Below are 926 nucleotides of genomic sequence, written 5' to 3'. Positions count from 1 at the left end.
CGCCACTACGCACACGTTGACTGCCCGGGCCACGCCGACTACGTGAAGAACATGATCACGGGCGCGGCGCAGATGGACGGCGCAATCCTGGTGTGCTCGGCCGCCGACGGCCCGATGCCGCAAACGCGTGAGCACATCCTGTTGGCGCGTCAGGTTGGCGTTCCGTACATCATCGTGTTCCTGAACAAGTGCGACATGGTGGACGACGCCGAGCTGCTCGAGCTCGTCGAAATGGAAGTGCGCGAACTGCTCTCGAAGTACGACTTCCCGGGCGACGACACGCCGATCATCAAGGGTTCGGCCAAGCTGGCGCTGGAAGGCGACAAGGGCGAGCTGGGCGAAGTGGCGATCATGAACCTGGCCGACGCGCTGGACACGTACATCCCGACGCCGGAGCGCGCGGTTGACGGTGCGTTCCTGATGCCGGTGGAAGACGTGTTCTCGATCTCGGGCCGCGGTACGGTGGTGACGGGCCGCGTCGAGCGTGGCGTGGTGAAGGTCGGCGAAGAAATCGAAATCGTCGGTATCAAGCCGACGGTGAAGACGACGTGCACGGGCGTGGAAATGTTCCGCAAGCTGCTGGACCAAGGTCAAGCGGGCGACAACGTCGGTATCTTGCTGCGCGGCACGAAGCGCGAAGACGTGGAGCGCGGCCAAGTGTTGGCCAAGCCGGGTTCGATCACGCCGCACACGCACTTCACGGCTGAAGTGTACGTGCTGAGCAAGGACGAAGGCGGCCGTCACACGCCGTTCTTCAACAACTACCGTCCGCAGTTCTACTTCCGTACGACGGACGTGACGGGCTCGATCGAGCTGCCGAAGGACAAGGAAATGGTGATGCCGGGTGACAACGTCGCCATCACGGTGAAGCTGATCGCCCCGATCGCCATGGAAGAAGGTCTGCGCTTCGCCATCCGCGAAGGCGG

1 protein-coding gene is annotated in these 926 nt (G+C 63.3%); it reads left to right on the top strand.

Going from position 1 to position 926, the window contains the following annotated elements; all coding sequences use genetic code 11:
- Window positions 1-926: elongation factor Tu (tuf, locus tag DXT59_RS09205; RefSeq protein WP_116136612.1), on the top strand; the 926-nt coding region annotated here is incomplete at both ends.

Source organism: Trinickia diaoshuihuensis, assembly GCF_003390925.1.
Classification (GTDB): Bacteria; Pseudomonadota; Gammaproteobacteria; order Burkholderiales; family Burkholderiaceae; genus Trinickia; species Trinickia diaoshuihuensis.
This window is presented reverse-complemented; position numbering and strand designations above follow the sequence as displayed.